Origin of the sequence: Paenibacillus sp. CR_12 (assembly GCF_041953985.1) — a bacterium.
GTDB lineage: Bacteria > Bacillota > Bacilli > Paenibacillales > Paenibacillaceae > Paenibacillus_AQ > Paenibacillus_AQ lautus_A.
The window spans coordinates 1-17998 of record NZ_JAVFHO010000008.1; the positions used below are offsets into that span (position 1 = coordinate 1).

Annotated in this window: 13 protein-coding genes and 1 other annotated feature; of the genes, 1 reads left to right on the forward strand and 12 read right to left on the reverse strand. The window is 53.2% G+C overall.

All coding sequences use genetic code 11. From position 1 onward, the window contains the following. Nucleotides 1–378 precede the first annotated feature (378 nt). Both RB297_RS23835 and RB297_RS23840 read right to left on the reverse strand, forming a co-directional pair. Nucleotides 379–1233 carry an NAD-dependent epimerase/dehydratase family protein gene (locus RB297_RS23835; RefSeq protein ID WP_375121622.1) on the reverse strand — a complete coding sequence of 285 codons (855 nt, stop codon included), beginning with the start codon at nucleotides 1231–1233 and terminating at the stop codon, nucleotides 379–381. Nucleotides 1234–1576: 343 nt separating this feature from the next. Then, nucleotides 1577–1759: a GapA-binding peptide SR1P gene (locus RB297_RS23840; protein WP_009591018.1), complete on the reverse strand. Its 183-nt coding sequence runs from the start codon at nucleotides 1757–1759 to the stop codon at nucleotides 1577–1579. An 845-nt stretch (nucleotides 1760–2604) separates the two neighbouring features. On the opposite strand from RB297_RS23840, the gene RB297_RS23845 reads away from it, so the two are divergent. Continuing rightward, nucleotides 2605–3252, forward strand: coding sequence for a transcriptional regulator (locus RB297_RS23845; protein ID WP_375121623.1), 648 nt, complete (start codon nucleotides 2605–2607; stop codon nucleotides 3250–3252). Between the two features lie 766 nt (nucleotides 3253–4018). Here the strand turns inward: RB297_RS23845 and RB297_RS23850 are convergent. From RB297_RS23850 to RB297_RS23895, 10 genes are all read right to left on the reverse strand, one after another. Then, nucleotides 4019–4639, reverse strand: a complete 621-nt coding sequence (locus RB297_RS23850; protein WP_375121624.1) for an SRPBCC family protein — start codon at nucleotides 4637–4639, stop codon at nucleotides 4019–4021. 79 nt (nucleotides 4640–4718) lie between these two features. Continuing rightward, nucleotides 4719–5687: a helix-turn-helix transcriptional regulator gene (locus RB297_RS23855; RefSeq protein WP_375121625.1), complete on the reverse strand. Its 969-nt coding sequence runs from the start codon at nucleotides 5685–5687 to the stop codon at nucleotides 4719–4721. Between the two features lie 383 nt (nucleotides 5688–6070). Next, nucleotides 6071–7006 carry an NAD(P)-dependent alcohol dehydrogenase gene (locus RB297_RS23860; protein WP_096776178.1) on the reverse strand — a complete coding sequence of 312 codons (936 nt, stop codon included), beginning with the start codon at nucleotides 7004–7006 and terminating at the stop codon, nucleotides 6071–6073. A 112-nt stretch (nucleotides 7007–7118) separates the two neighbouring features. Further along, complete coding sequence (locus tag RB297_RS23865) at nucleotides 7119–9827, reverse strand: winged helix-turn-helix domain-containing protein (RefSeq protein WP_375121761.1); 2709 nt, start codon at nucleotides 9825–9827, stop codon at nucleotides 7119–7121. Between the two features lie 422 nt (nucleotides 9828–10249). Next, nucleotides 10250–11350 carry an NAD(P)H-dependent flavin oxidoreductase gene (locus RB297_RS23870; RefSeq protein ID WP_375121626.1) on the reverse strand — a complete coding sequence of 367 codons (1101 nt, stop codon included), beginning with the start codon at nucleotides 11348–11350 and terminating at the stop codon, nucleotides 10250–10252. Nucleotides 11351–11608: 258 nt separating this feature from the next. Next, the gene (gene tyrS, locus RB297_RS23875) at nucleotides 11609–12868 is read right to left on the reverse strand and encodes a tyrosine--tRNA ligase (RefSeq protein ID WP_009591882.1); all 1260 of its coding nucleotides are present in this window, start codon (nucleotides 12866–12868) and stop codon (nucleotides 11609–11611) included. Nucleotides 12869–12959: 91 nt separating this feature from the next. Beyond that, nucleotides 12960–13192 (reverse strand) — a binding site (T-box leader). Nucleotides 13193–13309: 117 nt separating this feature from the next. After that, nucleotides 13310–14125: a tetracycline efflux ABC transporter Tet(58) subunit B gene (tetB(58), locus tag RB297_RS23880; protein WP_009591880.1), complete on the reverse strand. Its 816-nt coding sequence runs from the start codon at nucleotides 14123–14125 to the stop codon at nucleotides 13310–13312. After that, nucleotides 14122–15153: a tetracycline efflux ABC transporter Tet(58) subunit A gene (tetA(58), locus tag RB297_RS23885; RefSeq protein WP_375121628.1), complete on the reverse strand. Its 1032-nt coding sequence runs from the start codon at nucleotides 15151–15153 to the stop codon at nucleotides 14122–14124. Before tetA(58) ends, tetB(58) begins: the two co-directional genes overlap by 4 nt. A 230-nt stretch (nucleotides 15154–15383) precedes the next feature. Beyond that, complete coding sequence (locus tag RB297_RS23890) at nucleotides 15384–16331, reverse strand: ArsR/SmtB family transcription factor (RefSeq protein ID WP_096776185.1); 948 nt, start codon at nucleotides 16329–16331, stop codon at nucleotides 15384–15386. A gap of 246 nt (nucleotides 16332–16577) precedes the next feature. Further along, nucleotides 16578–17975, reverse strand: coding sequence for a family 43 glycosylhydrolase (locus RB297_RS23895; RefSeq protein WP_192570924.1), 1398 nt, complete (start codon nucleotides 17973–17975; stop codon nucleotides 16578–16580). Between the last annotated feature and the right edge of the window lie 23 nt (nucleotides 17976–17998).

Genomic DNA, 17998 nt, shown 5'->3' on the forward strand with positions numbered 1-17998 from the left:
TGTTTTCTCATGGCCATGAATTTCCTCTATTAACTATAGCTTTCTTTTCATTCCCATATCAACAAGGAGCTCTCTTATCTTCGGGATCTATCACCACAAGAAAGGCGAGATCCATTAACGTATATGAATACGCAATATTCGACGGAAACGCATATTACCGAAAATAGCGATCCTTCATGAAAGGCATATGGCCGACCAGCCATACAAGCATGCCCCGAACCACGCATCGTGCGCACAGGGAGCAGTGCGCACGATGTACAAAAACCTATTACATCAGGGAGTTGTTCACGCAGAAAAATGAACGCGAGAAAGGGGAATAGCATACTCCGAGCGTATCGACTCCTAAACGCTAGCCTGGCGGCGGACAGTTAAGCTTTTTCACCTCAGCGATTGCGCTAGTCCGGTTCGCCACGTGGGATGGAGCGGCTGCCAGCCATACTCCTTCCGGGCTTTGGCGTTGGATGCGCCGCGCTCGCCGCGCTTGCTCCCTGCTTGATAGGCTGGAGCTGGTGCTTGCAGCGCATCGGCATACACCGGCAGCCATGCCGTTCCCGCAGCAGGCTCATCGTCAACGATGTTGACCGGGCCTGACGGCCAGTCCAATGCCAGCAGAGCGGCAAGCGCCGCATCCTCGACATGGAGAAAGGACTGAACGCCATCCGTTGCCGGCAGAGCTCGACTTCGTACTTTTTCCGCCATGATTCCGTTGGCGTCGTACCACGTGCCGGGTCCGTAGAACATTCCGTACCTTAGAATGACGTGGCTCGGCATTTGGGCAACGGCATGCTCCAGCGATACGATACCGTCTATCGTCGACTTGCGAGGTGCAGGCGCTTGGACATCCAGGGGGGCGTCTTCGGTGGCGGGATGCTCTCCCGGCTCGTACGCCCAAGCAATGCTCTGGGCAATCATTCGCTTAACGCCATGGATTTGGGCGGCTTCCACCAAATGACGCGTTCCCTCTATCCGAATCCTGGCATTGTCCTCCAGATTCCATTGGCTTAACGAAGTAAGCTGATGGATAATGACATCCGGCCGGCTCTCCCCGATTGCGGCGATCATTCCTTCGCGGTCAAAAGCATCCGCAACGATCCCTCTTGCTCCCCAGGATTCGATCAACCCTTTACCCTGATTATTGCGGGTCATGCCTGTAACCTCATGACCGGGTTGCACCAGCTTGGGAAGCAGCTGCTGGCCGATGACTCCCGTAGAGCCTGCAACAAATATGTTCATATAAACTGACAACCTCCTGTTCGTTAGATATAAAATGAATGGAACCCTTCAAGAGTGAAAGACATGAAGGGGCCCTGGTCCTGTCGGAAATTGGAATTGCAGTTCCATCTTAGCATGATGGATAAGCATCCTTAAGGGCCACTTTTCATCGGGCAGACCGTGCCAATTCATCCCCGGCGCAGATGATCAACACGGTTAACCCGGAAGCAGCCAAATCAAGTCAAGCGCACTACAAGCTCTTTTTTGCCAAGCCGGGTGGATCCTCGGCGTATTCGCATAACACAAAAACGCACCACATAAAAGTGGCGCGTTCACTTGAGAATAATAGCCGGTTCCTGTCCATTTACTCTTCTTCTGTTACATCACGTATCGACGCATTCGTAGCGCTGCGCTGCTGCCGGCATTCCGGTTGATTGCATACGCCATAAAAGGTCGCGATTCGATTCGTATCCACCGTATCGATTAGAGCGTTGCAATGTCTGCATAGGATGACACCCATATTCACCTTTTTAACGGAATGGTTCATGCTTCACTCATCCTCTCTTGGTATCAGATTTGTGTTCAGAACTTCCCAGCCATGTGCTTCCTGCTTACCTACAGACCGAACCTCCATTTCCGCTTCTTCTCTTTGGGTTCGATTCACCTCCAATTAAGCATGTTAAATATGAATCGGTTGTAATTAATGTACACCATAAATATATAATACACAATATATATTAAAAAAATAGTTATTTTCATCATATATGACGTCATATTAAATAGACTTTCGTTCCGTGTCTCCTCAGTGTCTATCATGCCTTGTGGAGCGAAAATGTCGCAGTCATTGAGTTTTTAATCGCTTGTGCTGGTTGGGATACTTCATGAAGCTTCCCAGACAAGATCAGATAATCGGTGACGAAAGATAATTGTCGCTCAGAGCCTAATTCGGTGAATATCTCAAAGTTATTTGGGTTTTCAATTGCTAGTGTTGGTTGGATACTTCACCTCACCTCTTATACCAATGAGCTCGTACCAGAGGTACCGAAAGAAACGAGTTTCATCTGATGTCTGCTTGGAGGCTTATAGTGAAACCAATAAAAAAGCCCCATGATTTAGGCAGCATTGCATCGGCTTCTCATCAGGGGCATTTTTTCATGGTCGATATAGACTGATGTAATTAGGATCCGAATATCGGTATCCATTCAATCATGAGAACAATACCTATTGCTAAACCCGCAAAACACAAGTTATACTACCCAACATAAGGACGTGAAGAACACGCCGCTTCTATGCAAAGTGCCCCAATGAAGGATTGGGGTTGCATTGTATGGGGCGGCTTTTTTATTTTCTAGAAAATCGCATTCTGTCTAATACTGAGGAGGGGAACTGATCATGTCACGGTTCGATCAACAATATGAGCTCTGGATACACACGAATATCCTCAATGAAAAGAATCCCCGCAGGCTCGAAATCCTTAATAAAGGCCTAGGCCATGGCACCGTGGAGTTTCTGCGTTCCGTATGGTTTCCAGCGATCGGTCATTTCAATGACTTGCATCCGGAATGGGAAGTACGCGATTTCAGCAATGGTTATCGTTATTTGGACCTTGCCTATATGCCCGGCGATGCTAGAGGAGGCATCGAAATACAAGGGTACGGGCCGCATGCCCGCGATCTGGACGTCAGAAGGTTTAAGGATTTATGCCGCCGTCATTGTTTATTGGCACTAGATGGCTGGACATTCCTTCCTATAGCCTATCCCTCCATCGTCGAAGAGCCAAAGCAGTGCCAGCAGCTCATTCTATCCTTCGTCGGCAGATTCGTTGCAACCGATGTACCTGCATCATTAAGCTGGCTGGAGGCTGAAGCTGTGCGATTTGCCCGGCGACTTCTGCGCCCGATAACCCCTTTAGAACTCGCTAATCATCTTAGGGTGAGTGATCGGCATACGCGACGCTTATTGCATAAATTGGTCGAGCTGCAGATTTTGGACATCGCAAGCGGAGAACAGCGAGCCCGGACCTATAAACTCCGCTTGTAAATGGTAGTAATGACGGGAGCATACAACAGTTCTTGGAAGAAGAAGGGAGACATGCGTTCTTCCAAGTGAGAATAAGAAGACAGCAAGGAGGGAGCTTGTGAATTGGGTACCGGCGATATTGCAGAAATCCAAGAGAGGATACTAGTTCCACTAAGTGGACACCAGATCCGTTATTTCGAAAAAAACAACCACTTGATCCGAATTTATGGACACAGGATCCGCTATTTACTCTAAACAACATGATTAACAGCCATTTTCTAAGCAATAGCGGATCTGGTGTCCTCATATAACCCAAAACTCGCCATTTAAGACCAAATAGCGGAACCTTGGTCCTCATCAAGTTGCAACAGTCACAAACAAGCCCGGACCTACAAACTCCGCTAGTAAATGGTAGTGATGATGGGGGAATGCAACAGTTTTGGAGTTCTTGCGGATATTGCAGTTCTTCAGTTCTTGAAGTTCTTGAAGTTCTTGTAGTTCATGCAGATATTACAGACCAGAGAAATGAATATTAGTTGCACTAAGTGGACACCAGATCCGTTATTTCGAAAAAAACAGCCACTTTATCCGAACTTCCGGACACAGGATCCGCTATTTACTCTAAACACCATGATTATCAGCCATTTTCTAAGCAATAGCGGATCTGGTGTCCTCATATAACCCAAAACTCGCCATTTAAGACCAAATAGCGGAACCTCGGTCCTCATCAAGTTGCAACGGTCACAAACGCGAGCCCGTACCTACAAAAATAGCGGAACCTCAGTCATCAAACCTCACTACTTCTGCCCTTCACCTGATGCTGGATCTCAATCAGCGTCTCATCCCAAAAACGCCTCATGATCTCTCGCACATAAACGTCATCCAACATCTCCTGATGGATCGCGATGGTCGTGTTTCCCGTTTTCGTGGACAGCACATAAATTTGCAGCCGGGACGGGTTGTCCCACTCCTTACGTTTCCAGGTCAGGCGCAGCTTATGGTAAGGGACGACCACCGTAATTTTGCCGGACACGCCTTCCTTCGACTCATATTCCTGCCCGACCCTCAGCTCCAGAGAAGGAACAGCTCCGATCCATAATGACAGGCCCTCTGGAGACGTGAGGAAATCCCACAGGCTCTCCTTCGTCACGGCCATCGTTTTCCTGACCCCGATCTGAACCCCGGCATCTTTCGTAACGCCGACAGGCACCCGGCCCATCAGCTGTTCGTACATCGTGGCGATCCATTCGCCCCACTCCCCGGATACCTGATGCTGCTCGACAATGTGGTTTCTGATCTGCTCATGGGACCAGAGTGGGTCCACTTCCTGCCCAAGGGCTACGACCCATGCTTCCCACGAACGTTCCGTTGCCTTTATCACTTCTTGTTTAAAAATGGAGCCAACCATCGCGCGCTCTCCTCCTGATACGATCTGATGGAGTTCATTATATAACACAAACACTGACAAAGAAGGTCAGTGTTTATCATCAGCTTTGATAATATTTGAATAACGACTCGGCAATATCGGCCAAACCTGATTTCAGCTCCTCGGGCCCGACGATGCGAATCTTACCGCCGAAGGATAGAAGATAGTAGGCAACTTGCGTATACAACGTAGACTCATCCAGTCTAAACACCGCCTCCTCCGCCGTACGTTCGACGAGCGCGTGGCCGAGCAGCCAATGCCCGCATAAATCGTCCAAAGCTTGGGGGATGCCTTGGATATGCACGGAAACCAAATGGGGATTGGATTCGGAGCCTTGCTCCGTCAACAGGCTGTCCAATAAAAATTCACGCGGGGAAAATGTCGCCGGGCGGTTAAACACGACGTCGGTAGGCCGAATCTGGCCCATGCGGTCGACACGGAAGGAGCGAATTTCACCGCGCAGATGGCAATAGCCAACCGCATACCATTTGCTCTTCCAGTGAACGAGCCCATAAGGATCTAAGGTCCGTGTCTGCTTAACGCCATCATAGCCTGTTGTGTAATCGAGCTCGAGACTGGTTTGCCGGTCGATCCCGGCTTCGATCTCATGCAGTATGGAGGTAAGCCCGGAAGCTGCAGGCGGATGGATGGCCTCGATGCTGTTCTCCTGTTGCTCCAAACGCTTCAACTGCTCCGGATTCGTATATCGTTTGATTTTGGATATGGCCCGATTCAGCGGCTCTTCGGATGGATACCCCGCTTCCCGTGCGAATGCTGCTGCATGAAGAAGCGCTTTTTGCTCATCGGCATCAAAAAACAAGGGCTCCAGCTTGATATGATCCGGAATGGAGTACCCTCCGTCGCGTCCCATCTCCGAAATGACAGGCACTCCCGAAATGCATAGGGCATCGATATTCCGGTAAATCGTTCGGATGTGAACGCCCAGTTCCTCCGATAGCTGTTTTGCCGAAATTCTTTTGCGCGATTTCAGCAGCCAAAGAATTGCCAGCATATTATCCGCTTTGGACATCGTGTGCAGCCGTCCTTCCCTTGGAATTCCTTCGTTTGCCGTTTGTTCTATTATATCTCACTTCCTTAGAAGGTTTGGAGATATTCTTCCTGCTGCTGCGCTCTGACGTTGTCCAGCGCTCCCAATGAGAAAAGCCGACCCGCTGCAGGATCGGCCTGATTTTGTACATCGTGCACACTACTCCCACGCCCACGGTACGTGGTCAGTGGCATGCTTGGATGGCTGTCGACTAGATGTAACGGAAAGATGATGCCCTGCTTCATCTGCTGTCACACTCATGCGCATCGTGAACGACGACGGTCCCTGCTTCATCTGCTGTCCTCTCATGCGCACCGTGAATAACGACGTTTCATCGGCTGTCATACTTCATGCGCATCGCGAAGTCAACTTTTCTTTCCACAATGATCATGCCCCACCGTGATGACAACACTGCCCCTCTTACGCCCCGTATCCGCGTATCGGTGTGCCTCGGCGATTTGCTCCAATGCATACCTTCTATCGATGACCGGTTTGATCTTCCCTTCCCCAAGCAGATCCGTAAGCCGTCGCAAATCCTCCATCAGCACCTTGGCTACTCCCTGCCCTTCTACCGTTACATAACTCCCGCCCGCGGCAAGCAAATGCTTGCAACGGGATTTCGGCAGTTTGCCGACCGCGTCCAGAATGATGTCGTACCGATCCCCGCTTTTCGAAATATCCTCTTGGGTATAATCCACGACTTGATCGGCTCCGAGCGACTTCACAAGCTCTACATTCACGGTGCTGCAAACGCCGGTAACCACGGTTCCCGCATGTTTGGCAAGCTGTACGGCTAAATTCCCCACCGCACCGGATGCACCATAGATCAGAACCTTGTGCCCCTGCCGGATGTTCGCTTTTCTAAAAAAATGCAGGGCCGTCGTCCCTCCGAAAAAGATCGCGGCCGCATCGTCATAAGTCACGTGCTCCGGCTTCATTACGATCATCCCGTCTTCGTGCATGCAGATGTACTGCGCATACGTGCCAAATCGCATTCCCCTGAATGCCAGAACCTGATCGCCGATCTTGAACCTTGTAACATCCTGGCCTATCGCTTCCACTTCCCCCGCCAGCTCCACCCCGAGAATCGGTTGTCTCGGCTTCCTCAGACCCAGCACCAATCGCATGGGAATTTTATACAATAGAGGACTGCGAAATCCCCGCACGCGGCAATCCCCCGAATTGACGGTAGTGGCATAAATTTTGATCCGAACTTCGTGATCCTTAGGAATAGGCTTCGCTACCTCCTGGAGCTGTAACACCTCCGGTGGTCCGTATGCGGTGCATACCATTGCTTTCATGGGTTTCCTCCAAACCTGCTTTTGCAATCAGTATATCTGCCGAGACGCACCGGGATATAGATACTTTAGTATGGTTTTCGAATAAAATACGGTATTCAAACCGGGCTGTCACCTACAGCAAGCCCAGCTCGCGCGCACGCGCAACAGCTTCGGTACGGCGGGTAGCCTGAAGTTTATCGAATATGATCCGGTTATGCCCTTTGACGGTACTAAGCGCAACAAAAAGCTTTTCGCTGATCTGACGATTGGAAAGTCCTTGGGCAATGAGACGCAGCACCTCCAATTCCCGTCGGCTTAGGGGCTCGATCAGAGACTCTGCAAGCTGAAGCTGGCTTGGAGAGGACTTGCCCGCGCTTTCCAGTCCTTCCATCTCAAAAGCATGCAGCAGCTTCTCCAGATAGTCATGCATCGGTTGGGTTCCGGTTGCATCTCGTATCGGTTGGCTGGCAGATGCTGCTCTGAGCAGCTCCTGCATCGGCGGCCCTTCATCGATGAATAACCGGATAAAACCGCCGGGCTCGGCCTTCGCCACAGCCTTTGCGGCGATCCGGCCAGCTTTCAGCCTATCACCCTGGGCATGCAGAGCCAGGGCCAGCACGACCATGACCTTAAGCTGCTCGTCGGCCCATTCCTTAGCTTCCATCTGCGCCAGCAGGGGTTCCATGATCGCCAGAGCAGCCCCCGCCTGCCCTTTAGCCAACAAAACTCTAGCCTGGCTGAGAGGGAGTCCATGCTCCTGCGCCAACTGGGAAGCTTCACTGAAATCTCCTTGTTGAAGCAGGACAAGCACCTGCGCTTCGGCAATGAAGGGTAGCTGACTCATGAACTGCTGCTGACGCCCGAGGCGATCCGCTTTAGCTAACATGGCGGCTGCTTCCCTCACTTCTCCTCGCGATAGCTTCAGCCTCGCGAGAAACACCTCGCAAGCCACGGCTCTGTCGGTTTGATCAAACTGCGCGGCTAATTGAAGGGCCTTCAGCCCATGCCGTTCAGCGGCATCAAGGTCATTCCACTCACGGCAGATTCGGGCCAGGCCCAAATGCGCTTCGCATGCTGCCGGCGGCGGAGGGTCACCCGCCAATTCCAGAACGCGTCGATAGGTCACGGCTGCTGCATATAATTGATTATCCGCTTCCTGAAGAAGTCCGAGTCCGAGCGTTGCCATCATGGCGATCATAAAATGTCCGATCTTCTGACTGATGGCAACGGCCTCCTCATAGGCCCGGCCTGCCGCGGCACGATTGCCCTGGAGCTGGTAAGCGTATCCCAGCGTCCACATCGCGGCCGTGCGGACAGGCAGATTATGCGGACTTAAATATTCCAAGGCCCGTCGCGACTCCGTCATGATGACTTCCGGCTGATGCTTGCTGACGGCAAGCGTCGCACGTATGGAGGCAATATGTCCTATGAGATCCCGGGTATTGCCGTTCTCCTCGGCTGGCAAATGAACCTCGGCAGCTTGAAGCTTGCGTTCGACGCGGTTCATTTGGCCGACCATCAGGAGAGCGGAGGCATGCATGACACAAAGCGCCGGCCTTGCGTCCAATTCTGCCTTCGGCAGGGAATCCAGCCAATCGAGCACGGGGTGGATCGCTCCACGGAAGACCAGGGGCATCCCCTCCCCTTCAATCAGACGCGCGGCGCGATCCATGTCCTGGGCAGCAGCCGCATGCTGGAAAGCCTCCAGCCAAAAATCATGACGATCATGCCAGTCGCTGGCACGCCGATGCAGTTCCTCCACGATCCTCTTCCCGTCTTCGGCATCCTTGCTTTTTCGGGATAGGCGTTGCCGCAATGCATCCGAGAACAAGTGATGATACCGGTACCAGCGCCTCTCGTTATCTAGCGGAACGATGAACAGATTGGCACGCTCCAGGTACTCCAGGGTTTCTTGTCCGGAAACGGCGGCCATCGGGGAATCACCGTCTTCCCTCTGCAAAACGTATTCGCACAGGGAACCGCTGAGCCGGTCGAGAATGGAAGTGCGCAGCAAAAAATCCTGCACGCTCTCAGGCTGCTGCTGCAGCACTTCTTCAATCAAATAGTCCAGCACGTAGTGGTGACTGCCGCTGAAGGATCGAATAAAGCCAGCAGCGTCTGGATGGCCCTGCAAGGACAGCGCCGCTAACTGCAGGCCGGCGATCCAGCCTTCCGTACGGGATGCAATAAGCGCTGCATCCTCCCCTGACAGGTCCAGCCCCATCACATGCCGCATGAATTCGGAGGTTTCAATGGAGGTGAACCGCAAATCCGGTGTCCGCACTTCCGTCAGCAGGTTCCTTGCACGGAGCCGGGCCAAGGGCAGATCGGGATCCTTGCGGCTGGCAATAACCACATGCATCTGCGGCGGCATGTGCTCAATGAGAAAGCCAAGGGCGCGGTCTATCGGTTTGGAATCAAGCACGTGGTAATCATCAAGCACAAGGATGACACGGTCCGGTTTGGCCGTGATTTGATTCAGCATGGCCATAACGATGGCTTCGATTGGCAGAGGATGCGGAGACGGGGCGTGGAGTGTGCTCACCATCCTCTCTTCGATATCAACCCCGATGGTTTGCAGGGCAGCCAAGAGGTAAGCGAAAAATCTGGATGGCTCACGGTCCTCCTTTTCCAAGGACAGCCAGGCAACGGGCTGCGGACAGCCCCCGATCCATTGGCTGAGCAGCGTGGTTTTGCCGCTCCCGGCAGAGGCGGAAATCGTGGTCAGCTTCCGGTGCAGACGCAGCCCCTCGTTCAAACGTTCGATCAGTCTGGGACGAAGGACAGCCTGGGACCGTGGAGAAGGAATATATAATTTCGTGGACAAAATCGTCGTGGACATCATAACCCCCGTTATGCCGTCATTGCAGCAGTTTTCAACTTATCGTTTATTATGTTTAAGTGTTCGACGGATGCAGGGTTTTCCCTCTTGTGCGCTACCTCCGCTCGCTGCAGTCGAACCGGAAGCATGATTGGAAGGGTTGCGCATACGATGAAAGATTTTATAATTAGAGCGCTTTAACAGGAGTCCGATTCAAAGGCGAGGTGATAGGCGTTAAGAGAGAACAACGCAATGCAGCGATTCCGACTGAACGGTTGAATGTCGAAATTAGTGAGAAGGTTTTATATGATGATCAAGCCATCCTTCAAGTTTGGCGGAAATACTTACGATTTCTGATAAAAGGCTGGCAGGCCACCCAAAGGTTCTTCCTTAGGCGGCATGCTGCATAAATGAATTTCCTAAGTTTAGACGCATAACCTCTCTCAGCTCTCATCGTCGGAGTTGCGATATGGACAAATCAACAGCGCTTCTTGGATCGTCTCGGCTACGATATCTGCTGCGGATTGGCCCGAAGTGAGCCCTCTTGTGCCTTGCCCTGCCCATAAGGACATATATTCCGGATTGCTTTGGCGATTGGCGGCATTTCGTATGTCGCGGGTCACCGTATTCTGCGTAGGGAAAGGCAGCGGCTCTATGCCGCTTGCATCCCATTGCTTAATGAAAGCATTTCGGATGCCTCTCGCCGGCCGCCCCGAGAACGCTTTGGTAATGACCGTGCTCTCTTCCGTGCTGCGAAGCAGCGCTTGCTGGTAAACCTCATGCGCACCCGATTCGGCCGCCGTCAGAAACCGCGTCCCCATCTGAACTGCTTGGGCGCCAAGAACAAGCGAGGCCACAAGTCCGCGTCCATCCATGACGCCCCCGGCGGCAATGACGGGAATCTTGACCCGGTCCACGATCTGCGGCACCAAAGCAAACGTTCCGATTTGGGCCCCCATCGGGTGCTCCGAAATATCAAACGTGCCCCGATGCCCCCCTGCTTCGCTGCCTTGGGCAACGACGGCGTCGCAGCCTGCTTGCTCGGCCAGGATAGCTTCGCGCACCGTGGTTGCCATCGCAACCACAAGCAGTTTAGCTTCTTTCGCTTGCCGCATAAGGGGCTCATCCGGAATACCGAATGCCGTGCTGATAACGGGCACCTTCTCTTCGAGCAGAACCGCGAATTGCTGCTCAAACCAATCGGGCGTTGTTACGTGTTCCGACCCCGCATGGGGAATGCCAAGGTCGCCGCGCATCCGGTTTAACTCCTGTTGAACATCTTCGATTCGCTCCTGGCGATCCGAGGCCCGGGACGCAAAAAGGTTGACGGCAAAAGGTTGATCCGTCCGCTTGCGGATTTCCTGGATGCTATGGCGAATGGCGGCCGGCTCCATGTAAGCCGCACCCAGCGTACCGATCCCGCCTGCGTTGGATACGGCTGCGACCAGCTCAACGGTTGTCGGCCCCCCGGCCATTCCAGCCAATATAAGCGGATAGCGGATGCCAAACCGTTCGCACAGCTCGGTCTGCAGTTGAATGTTCATGATATCATCTACCTCCTTTAACGCTACAGATATTATCCTATTAAAAGAGAGAAACTTTCAAATAAAAGAAAAACGACGATCGACGTACCCTCTCGAAGACAGACCGGACCGCATATAGTAAATGTTTTTTTATAAAGGCCAACCAGAAGATTCTGGCTAACCTGAATCATACGAAAGCCGCTAAGCACATGAAAAGTGTTTAGCGGCTTTTGCGGGTGCGTTCGTCCGGGGAGACCCTTTTCCCTGATGGTTACCCTTCTAGGACATTTTCACCAAACTGTAGTTTTTCTTGCCCTTGCGAATGATGATAAACCGGCCGCCAATCGCCTGGTCGGCTGTCACCTCGTGGCCCAAATCGCTTACGCGTTCGCCGTTCATCGAGATCGCGCCTTTGGTGATATCCTCGCGCGCTTGCCGCTTGGAAGGCTCGATGCCCAGATCCACGAGCCAGTCCACGATATTCTTCGTTTCCGGCGTTGCTTCGAACGTCGGCATCTCCTTGAAGCCCTGCTCGATCTCATCGGCCGTGAGCGATTTAATATCGCCGCTGAACAGAGCCGCCGTGATGCGCTTGGCCTGCTCCAGCATCTCCTCGCCGTGCACGAATCTCGTCATTTCCTCGGCCAGCGTTTTTTGCGCTTCGCGTTTATGCGGCTCGCTCTGCACCTTTTCGGCCAGCTCGTCAATTTGCTCCTTGGTCAGGAAGGTGAAGTATTTCAAGTATTTGACGACGTCGCGGTCGTCGGTGTTCGCCCAGAACTGGTAGAACTCGAACGGCGTCGTTTTGTTCGGGTCAAGCCAGATCGCGCCGCCGGCCGTTTTGCCGAACTTCGTTCCGTCGGCCTTCAGCATGAGCGGTATGGTCAGGCCGAAGGCTTTGGCTTCGGGTCCTTCCTTCTTCCGGATCAAATCCAGTCCGCTTGTAATGTTGCCCCATTGGTCCGATCCGCCGATTTGCAGCTGCACGTCCTCATGCTGGTACAGATGCAGGTAATCGACCGACTGCAGGATTTGGTATGAGAATTCCGTAAACGAAATCCCGCTGTCAAGCCGGCTCGCAACCACGTCCTTCGCCAGCATCGAGTTAATGCTGAAGTTCTTCCCGTAATCGCGCAGGAATTCGATAATGTTGATCTTATGCGTCCAGTCGTAGTTGTTGACCATGCGGATTTGATTGTCGCCCTCCGTCACGAAGAGCTTTTTCATTTGTCCGGTGAGCGCGTCCACGTTAGCTTGAACCTGCTCCAGCGTCTGGAGGGAGCGCTCGGTTTGACGTCCGCTTGGATCCCCGATGGTGCCGGTCGCGCCCCCGATCAGAATGACCGGACGATGGCCGGCAAGCTGGAAGCGTTTGAGCATGATGAAGGGAATCAGGTGACCGATATGCATGCTGTCGCCCGTAGGATCCACGCCGCAGTACAGCGAAATCGACTTTTCATTCGTAAGCTCCCGGAGGCCTTCGGCATCCGTCTGTTGGTTGATCGCATCGCGCCATTCCAGTTCGTCGATAATATTCACAGCGTTAACACTCCTTCAATACATAATTTTTCCTTATAACGAAACGCCCATCTGTTGAAAAAACAAAAAATCGCCCCTTGTCTGTTACAGACATAGGGACGATTCATAACCGTGTTACCACCCAGATTGCACGAATGGTCTGCAACGCTTGCCGCGCGCCATTCATGCCGCTCATTAGACGAGGTATCGTTCGCCGTTTCCGCTCGGCATTACCCGAGATACTCCAGAGTGTAATTCGCTGCGTTGGTATGTACCGGGTTCCATCGCCCCCCGGCTTTCTATAACAGGGACCAAGCTGCTACTGGGCTCTTTCAACGTATGTCGCTTATAAGATTACAGACAGTATAGTGAATTAATAAATCGATGTCAACTCCGTTTTGGACGGACGTCCCGCTTACCCCGGCAGCATGGGTGAATACCGCCGGAGGTGTCCCCAGAATATTAGGTGCGGCGCATATATGCACGAACCGTGATCGGAGCAAAGATCGCCACGATGATCGCGGCGCCGACCAAGGATATCGTCAGATCCCAGCCCACGGTTCCGGAGTTCGTCAGATCCCGGACAGCCGTCACCAGATGCGATATCGGGTTGATGTTCACGAACCACTGCAGCCAGCCCGGCATCGTATCTACCGGCACGAAGGCGTTGGAGAGAAACGTGAGCGGAAACAGCACGATCATCGATATCCCCTGCACGCCGGAGGCGGATCTTGCAATCACGCCGAAGAACGCGAATATCCAGCTGATGGCCCATGAGCATACAATGACGATCAGCGCGGCAAGAGCAACGTAACCCAGGCCCCCGCCCGGGCGGTAACCCATGACGTATCCCATCGAAAAGGTAAGCACCGTTGCAATGGTATAACGAACGGTATCTGCCAGCAGGGCGCCTGCAAGCGGAGCAATTCGCGCAATCGGCAGCGACTTGAATCGGTCGAATACGCCTTTATCCATATCCTCGCGCAGCTGCACGCCCGTGACGACAGAGGTCGTAATCACGGTTTGAACGAGGATGCCGGGAATGATGACAGGCAAATAACTGGCCACGTCGCCGGAGATGGCGCCGCCAAAAATATAGGTGAACATCAGCGTGAAAATAATGGGCTGGAACGTAACGTCAAACAGCTGCTCGGGCGTGCGCCGGAGCTTCAGCAGACCCCGGTAGGCCATCGTCAACGAGTTGCGTACCGTCTGACCGAAACTCGTGCGGTTTTTAAGCCGGCGTTCCGTCCCCGATTTCATGATCGTGCTGCTCATACTCTTGTCACCTCTCTATCGTTGGATTCATTAGACGATGGGGCATCGTCTTCCTTCACGCCGTGGCCGGTGATCGTCAGGAACACCTCATCCAGGGTCGGCTTCTGCACGCTCATCTCGGACAAGCCGATGCCTGCCGTGCGCAGCTCGATCAACAGGTCTGTAACAAGACCCGCATTAGCCATCGGCGCCGTTATCTTTCCGGCTTCCGGCGATATGTTGGCATGAACGCCTAGCACCTGTTCCACGGTGTGGCGGGCGCGGCCCATTTCCACTGCATCCTGGACGGTCAAGTGCAGCGAGGAAGTCCCTACCGACATCTTCAGTTCATCCGCCGTCCCCTCGGCCACGACCCGCCCGTAATCAATAACGGCGATCCGGTCTGCCAGTTGGTCCGCCTCCTCCAGATACTGCGTGGTCAGCAGCACCGTTGAGCCGGTCTTCACCAATCGGCGGATCGTATCCCACATCTGGGAACGCGTCCTTGGATCCAGCCCCGTCGTCGGTTCATCCAGGAAGATGAGCGGCGGCTGGGCAATGAGGCTTGCCGCCAGATCCAACCTTCTCCGCATGCCGCCGGAGAAATGTTTGAGCGGCCGTTTGGCGGCTTCCGACAACCCGAATTCCTCAAGCAGCTCACCCGCCTTTTGCCGTGCCTCCGTGCGTCCCAGCCCCAACAAGCGGGAGAAAATGATCAGATTCTCCGTAGCGCTGAGCGATTCATCCACCGAGGCGTACTGGCCGGTGACCCCGATCAACTGACGGACAATCTGCGATTCCGTCAGCACATCGTGCCCGAAGATTCGGGCCGAACCCGCATCCGGCTTTAGCAAGGTGGCCAGCATTCGGATGGTCGTCGTCTTGCCTGCGCCGTTCGGTCCCAACACGCCATAAATCGTACCGGTGCGCACGTTCAAATCCACGCCGTCCACGGCGCGGTTATCCCCGAACGTTTTGACCAGCCCGTAAGCCTCGACAGCCAAGTCGCCAGGGCTGTATTCCATGTTCCTTCTCTTTGCATGCTCCATTATGACTCCTCCTATTCGCTTAACAGATGATGTTTGGATCGTAACACCCCTACTTAAACGGAATGTAAACCGGGAGAAGAATAGGCTCGAAAAATAAACCTCCTACCATCAGAGTCGGGGATCGGCAGTACACAACGCCCCTGCTGTCCCTAAACAAAAAAAGTGACAGCGCAGAAAAAATCACTGCACTGCCACCACGGTATGTCTTATCAGAAAAACGAAAATCCCCGTTAAAGCTCTTCCTCATCCTGATCCATCGTATATTTCACCTGCATGATGATATTCTGTTCGTGATCGCCAAACTGGCGGCCGAACAGATTCAGCCCTCCCTGATTCACGGCATCGGGCTTGATGCCGATGCGCAGCCGCAGTTTGGGGCTTGCAGCAATATTCAGCTGATCCAAAGTAACGCTCGATATCTTCTCCATATCCAGCGTCGTTTTCTCATCATCCACGCGCCATATTTTCAGAAACCCGTATTGCGTTGCCCAATCGTACCACCAGTTCGGGTTCAGCTTGCCGCGGCGATCCCCGAAATCGCCGGGGCTTGTCCACATGCCGATCTCCACGCCATTGACCCACACCGAAATATTCGAAGGCCAGTTATGATCATAATTGGGGGCCTCGGAGCACATCTCCATGGACAGTTCCAGCGATTCGATTCGTGCTCCGGCCGGAATATCCATCGGCATCAAGTATTCCAGGTATCCCTTGCGAAGCCAGATGATCTGGGCATTCACATGCTTGGGATGGTAAAAGCTCGCCGGCTCGTCTTCCTTGATGATGTACCCGTCCGCATTGGCCATTCCGCAGGTAGGCGCCACTTCGCAATCGCTGTAATGGCCGATCGGCATATCGACTTCATAGACATGCGTGACTCCTTTAGGAACCGAATTCTTCAAATTCAACGCAATATGGATATCATCATAATTCCGGCTGCACACCTTCATGGCCCCGCGCGAAGCCGGAAGCAATTCCGTATTGATTAACTCGGCCGCTTCCAGCACTTTGATGTTGCTCGCCACCGTCGAAACGGGAAGTTTGAGTTTCTCGGCGATTTCGATGATATTCAGGTTCTTGGAATTCAAGAGCCTCAGAATATCCACCCGAGAACGCGTTGACAAGGCATGAGCTACCGTGACCAGTCTTTCCGGGTCGTTAAAACCAAGTTCCAGCACAAATCCGCTCTCCTTTAAACATATTCATTACCTTTCATCTTATCTCTTAATGAAATGAAAAACAATCATGCTTGCAAGGGCTTACATCCGCGATCCCCCTGCATCTTGCCATAGTTTATAAGCCTGGATGCGGCGAAGAACACCAGTCCCTTCCTAGCCAGAAATGGCTTCCGGGAGAACCGGAAGCCATCCATGATCGAGCTTGCAGCACTTCATTTTTCGGTTGACTAAGCCATCCGCTGCGTCCTAATTCGCCGGCTTGATGTCGAAGAAGTCGATTTCTCCGTATCCTTCGCCTTTTGAAAAACGTATCGTGTTCACGCCGGCCTTTAACTGAACCCGCGCCGTGGACAAGCCCCAGTTCTCCCACCCTTTATTCGTAATATGGAATTTGTCGGCCGTTCCGGCATTCACGCTGAGCATAAGATGGGACCAATTCCCTCCGGCCGTTCCGTTCGCCGTGCGGGCCAGCAAAATGTAGTCGCCTGCGGACGGGGCATGCACCGAAAATTCCACGTAACTCTCCGGCGTATCGATATGCCCTGCTTTCATGCCTCCCGAGCCGTTAGGGCTTTGGGATGCATAGGCGACGCCGCCGAACGTTCCCTCCTCGCCTTCATATCGGGTGTGCGCCGCTTCGCCGGAAGGCAGCGCTATCGGAGCATTCGGATTCGCCGGCACGCCGAGGTTCGGCGTATGGTCGGCGTGCCATGTGAATTTCTGCGCTCGGACCTCACGGTTCCATCCCGCGTTGTTATATTTAGCGACATGGTATAGCATCCAGTCTTCCGTTCCGTCGGGTGACTTGGTAAACGAATGGTGGCCCGGGCCGTACAGCCCGTTGCCGGACTTGAATATAGGCTGGCTGCGCTTGGTCCATGAAGCCGGATTCAGCAAATCGCTGGTTGTGCTTGCCGTGATCAGGCCGAGGCAATAATCATTGGTCCAGCTTCCGCTTGCCGAGTACACCAGGCTGATGACGCCGCCGCGTACAATCACCTGGGGTCCTTCGTTTACATGCGGGGAATGATTCGTTTCCCAGCTGTGCGTAGGCCTCGCAATTTCGACGCGGCTTGAATCAATCGTCCAAGGGTTGCTCATATGGGCGATGTACAGATTCTGCCGCACATTGGTGTCCCCTTCCCAGCCGGACCAGATAAAATACAGCTGACCGTTAACCTGCAGCACCGTGCCGTCAATCGCCCATTTGTTTGTCGGGTCCGTTATCTGGCCTTTGTACTGCCAGGTTCCCTGCGTCGGGTCCGCCGACGTGTTCTCCATGACATACATGCGGTGGTTGACGTTATCCCCGTCATCCTTGGCATAGTAGATGTACCAGGCGCCATTGATGTAATGCAATTCGGGAGCCCAGATCCCGCAGCAGCCCGTTTCCACGACCCTCGTCGGAGCCGCGTCCACCGTGGTAAGTTGGGCGGACTTCCATATCGTCACGTTGCCGCCGGTCGTTTTCGTGAAGTAGTAAAAGCCGTCCGTGTGTTTATACACCCAAGGATCCGCTCCATCCTGCATGACCACGTTGTAAAAGTTGTTCTGAAGCGTGGCCGCATGCGTCGCCTGACCCATCGGAAGAATAAGAAATGCGCATATCGTGAGCAATAATTTATTCCGGTAATTCACCTTCATCCTTTCGTCACGTTCCTTTCGGA

Excerpts from the sequence above, each read along its gene's own strand:
- RB297_RS23840 (WP_009591018.1), bottom strand. The coding sequence starts at position 1,759 with ATGAACCATTCCGTTAAAAAGGTGAATATGGGTGTCATCCTATGCAGA.
- RB297_RS23835 (WP_375121622.1), bottom strand. The coding sequence starts at position 1,233 with ATGAACATATTTGTTGCAGGCTCTACGGGAGTCATCGGCCAGCAGCTG.
- RB297_RS23855 (WP_375121625.1), bottom strand. The coding sequence starts at position 5,687 with ATGTCCAAAGCGGATAATATGCTGGCAATTCTTTGGCTGCTGAAATCG.
- RB297_RS23845 (WP_375121623.1), top strand. The coding sequence starts at position 2,605 with ATGTCACGGTTCGATCAACAATATGAGCTCTGGATACACACGAATATC.
- RB297_RS23850 (WP_375121624.1), bottom strand. The coding sequence starts at position 4,639 with ATGGTTGGCTCCATTTTTAAACAAGAAGTGATAAAGGCAACGGAACGT.
- RB297_RS23860 (WP_096776178.1), bottom strand. The coding sequence starts at position 7,006 with ATGAAAGCAATGGTATGCACCGCATACGGACCACCGGAGGTGTTACAG.
- RB297_RS23865 (WP_375121761.1), bottom strand. The coding sequence starts at position 9,827 with ATGTCCACGACGATTTTGTCCACGAAATTATATATTCCTTCTCCACGG.
- RB297_RS23895 (WP_192570924.1), bottom strand. The coding sequence starts at position 17,975 with ATGAAGGTGAATTACCGGAATAAATTATTGCTCACGATATGCGCATTT.
- RB297_RS23870 (WP_375121626.1), bottom strand. The coding sequence starts at position 11,350 with ATGAACATTCAACTGCAGACCGAGCTGTGCGAACGGTTTGGCATCCGC.